This is a genomic window from uncultured Thiodictyon sp. (assembly GCF_903828115.1).
GTDB lineage: Bacteria > Pseudomonadota > Gammaproteobacteria > Chromatiales > Chromatiaceae > Thiodictyon.
In genome coordinates, this window is sequence record NZ_CAIKKU010000696.1 from 1 (window position 1) to 3,148 (window position 3,148).

General features: G+C 72.0%; 3 protein-coding genes. All 3 read left to right on the forward strand.

Features of this window, described 5'->3' with window-relative positions; all coding sequences use genetic code 11:
• Positions 1-179: 179 nt before the first annotated feature.
• The 3 genes from QZY48_RS26310 (at position 180) to QZY48_RS26320 (ending at position 3,059) form a co-directional block, all read left to right on the forward strand.
• The gene (locus QZY48_RS26310) at positions 180-740 is read left to right on the forward strand and encodes a hypothetical protein (protein WP_295436498.1); all 561 of its coding nucleotides are present in this window, start codon (positions 180-182) and stop codon (positions 738-740) included.
• Entirely contained in the window at positions 725-1,192 is a 468-nt protein-coding gene (locus QZY48_RS26315) for a hypothetical protein (RefSeq protein WP_366929785.1), read from the forward strand. Before QZY48_RS26310 ends, QZY48_RS26315 begins: the two co-directional genes overlap by 16 nt.
• A gap of 259 nt (positions 1,193-1,451) precedes the next feature.
• Entirely contained in the window at positions 1,452-3,059 is a 1,608-nt protein-coding gene (locus tag QZY48_RS26320) for a formylglycine-generating enzyme family protein (RefSeq protein ID WP_366929786.1), read from the forward strand.
• Positions 3,060-3,148: the final 89 nt, after the last annotated feature.

The following is a 3,148-nucleotide window of genomic DNA, read 5'->3' on the forward strand; positions in this document are numbered from 1 at the left end:
CGTCGCGGCTGAAGCCGCTCCCACAGCGTCGCTGCGCGACTGTCACGGTAAGGCCTCGACCTCGCTCGCCCCCTCCAAGGCGCAAGCCCTGGACTCCGGTGGGGTTGAGCCTTAGACTCTCCTGGTGCCGACGCCTTGGATTTCCACCTGTGATCCCGAGCCAATGACCCGCCGCGACCATGCCTAGCCAGGGCCACGCCGACCTGCCCGTAGCCGAGACCCTGCGCGACCTGCTGGCGGGCCTCCCGCTCTGGCAGCAGGAGCGCGACCGGCGCGCCTTGCTGGAGTTCGCCCTGGCGGGCCACCCGGCGCTGGCCGACTTCCGGCACGACGGTCAGCCCCTGACGGTCGCCTGTGAACTGGTGACGCGCCTCCAGCACCACGGCTACGCGGCGCTCGCCGACGGCACCCACCCCGTCTGCGCCCTGCTGCGCGAACTGCGCACCCGCGGGGAGCACGGCAACCCCGACACGGCCGCGCGCAGCGCCGTCCTGGCCCGCTTCTTCGGCTGCGACCCGCCGCCCCGGGTCGCGCGCGCGGGCGCCCCCTACCCCGGTCTCATGGCCTACGACTGGGGCCGGGACCCGGGGCTGGCCGAACTCTTCTTTGGCCGTGAACCCGAGACCTGGTCAACAGCGTCGCCGGACACTGGCAGGACGGGCGCCTGCGCGCGCGGGAGGAGGCCGAACGGCTGCGTACCGACCCGGCCGCCTTCCCCGGCTTCCTGCACCGGCTGCTGAACGGCCGCCCCGCCTGGCTGTTGATCCTGGACCAATTCGAGGAGGTCTTCACCCCGGGGGCCGAGGCGCACCGCGACGCCTTCATCGCCCTGCTGCTGCGGGCCGCGGCCGAACCGGGCTTCCGGGTCATCGCCACCCTGCGGGCGGACTTCCAGCCCCAGGTCATCGCCCACCCCGGGCTGTGCGCGGTGCTCAACGGCGGCGGGACCTATTATGTCGGCGCCCCCGGGCCGCTCGCCCTGGCGCGCATGATCGAGGGCCCGGCCCAGGCGGTGGGACTGGCCGTCGAGCCCGCCCTGACCGAGCAACTGGTTGCCGAGGCGGACCGCGAGCCCGGCGGCCTGGCGCTGCTGGCCGCGGCCCTGCAGGATACCTGGCTCGCCGGCAAGGACGCGGGGACCCTGCGGCTCGACCACTACGCCCGGGCCGTCGGCGGTATCAAGGGCTTATAACTGTTTACTGAAATCTCTGTTTATCTATAAAAATTTACTGTTATTTCTACAGATCGTTGATGCAAACTGGCTGTTCGGCTATACTGATATCGTCTGCAAAGACCGTCCAGACACGTTACGGCTGGACGTTAATCCGTACGCAAGAGTCGCGTAAGACCTTGAATCCTTTCATGGCAGCGGCAGTGACGGCGTATACAGACCTGTGAGATTTTCATAGGTTTTTAGTAGCGGCGTCCTCAGCCGACGCGGCCTGGCCCTGCTGTGGCCGCACGGCCGCGCGGCCCTGCCGCGGGTCTTCGGCCAATTGATCCATGTGGACGCCGAGACCGGGGCCGCCACCCGCCGCCGGGTACCGCTCGACCGGTGGCCGCCGGACAGTGTGGAGCGCCGCCTGATCGAGGTCTTCTCCCGCGACGCCGACCGCCCGCGGGACGCCGTGCGCCTGCTGGTCTGCGGCGAACAGGGCGGCCAGGCGACGGTGGAGGTCGCCCACGAGGCCCTGCTGCGCGAATGGCCGCGCCTGGCGGTCTGGATCCGCACCCGGCGCGAGGCCCTGATCCGCCGCGACGAGGTGCGCCGCGACGCCGCCCGCTGGGACGAGCGCGGGCGCCCGGACCACCTGCTGCCCCATCCGGAACTGCTGGCCGAGGTCCGCACCCGGCTCGCCGCGGCCGGGCTCTGGGAGGACCTGCGCCGGGAGGAGCGCATCGCCTGGTTCCTCGCCCAGGACGACCCGGCGGACCTGGGCGGCCTGACGCTGGAGGCCTTCGGCCGCCATGGGCAGGACGGGGCTTTGGCGGCGCTGCCCCTGCTGGCCGGTCTGACCAGGCCCGGGCGGACCTGGGAGACCAGCGAGGCCCTGGGCCGCTGGGTCTTGGAGCAAGGGCCGGAGTTGGCCGCCTGGCTGCGCGCCGGGCTGACCGAGGCGCTCACCCTGCTGGGCACTGAGGACGCCCTGAGCTGGCACCGCCGCCAGCCCGGGATCGGCGACCTGCTGGCCGCGCTGGGCGACGACCGGCCCGGGGTCGGGCTGCGCCCGGACGGACTGTCGGCGATCGACTGGGTGCCGGTCGCGCCGGAGACCCTCGCCGGGCAGGCGCCGGGCCGCGTCGCCACGGATCGGCGCAGCCCCGGTCTCCTGGCGCGGATCGGCCGTGCACTCAGGGGCGTCGGGCGCGGGGCCATCGGCCGGGTCGAGCGCATCGCCCGTTACCCGGTGACCAACGCCCAGTACCTGGCCTTCACCCAGGCCCCGGACTATGGTAACCCGCAGTGGTGGCAAGGCATGAAGGCGCCGGAGCCCCTGCCCTCCCCCTGGCCCCAGCCCAACCGGCCGCGCGTCGCGGTCGCCTGGGTCGAGGCCATGGCCTACTGCCGCTGGCTCAGCGCCCGCTACCGGGCGGCGGGCCTGATCGCCGCGGGGGACGAGATTCGCCTGCCGACTGAGGCGGAGTGGGAAGGGGCCGTGCGCGCGGGGACCGGGTGGGAATACCCCTGGGGCGACGGGTACCGGGTCGGCCATGCCAACGTCGATGAAACCTCCCGCAAGGACGGCCCACACAACCAGGGGCAGACCACCGCGGTCGGCCTCTACCCCCAAGGCGCCTCCCCATCGGGGCTGCTCGACTGCGCCGGCAATGTCTGGGAGTGGTGCCTCAACAAGTACGCGGACCCGGACGATACCGGCCCGTCTGGCGATGCAGGCCGTTCTTTGCGCGGCGGGTCTTGGGGCAGCGATCCAGCCAGCGCGCGCGCGGTCCTCCGCAACCGGAACTTCCCAGGCGTCCGCCTCGATGCCGTTGGCTTTCGTCTGGTGTGCGCGAGCCCCATTCCTCTGCACACTGGACCACTGAACACTGATCACTGATCTTCTGCTCACTGACCGCCGCCCCCGGCGGCGGTCGTCGCGGCGCGAAGCGCCGCCGCGCATTTTTTTCTTCTCGTTCCCACGCTCCA

Bases quoted from the DNA above. Each gene is read 5' to 3' on its own strand.
- QZY48_RS26310 (WP_295436498.1), top strand. From the start codon at position 180: ATGCCTAGCCAGGGCCACGCCGACCTGCCCGTAGCCGAGACCCTGCGC.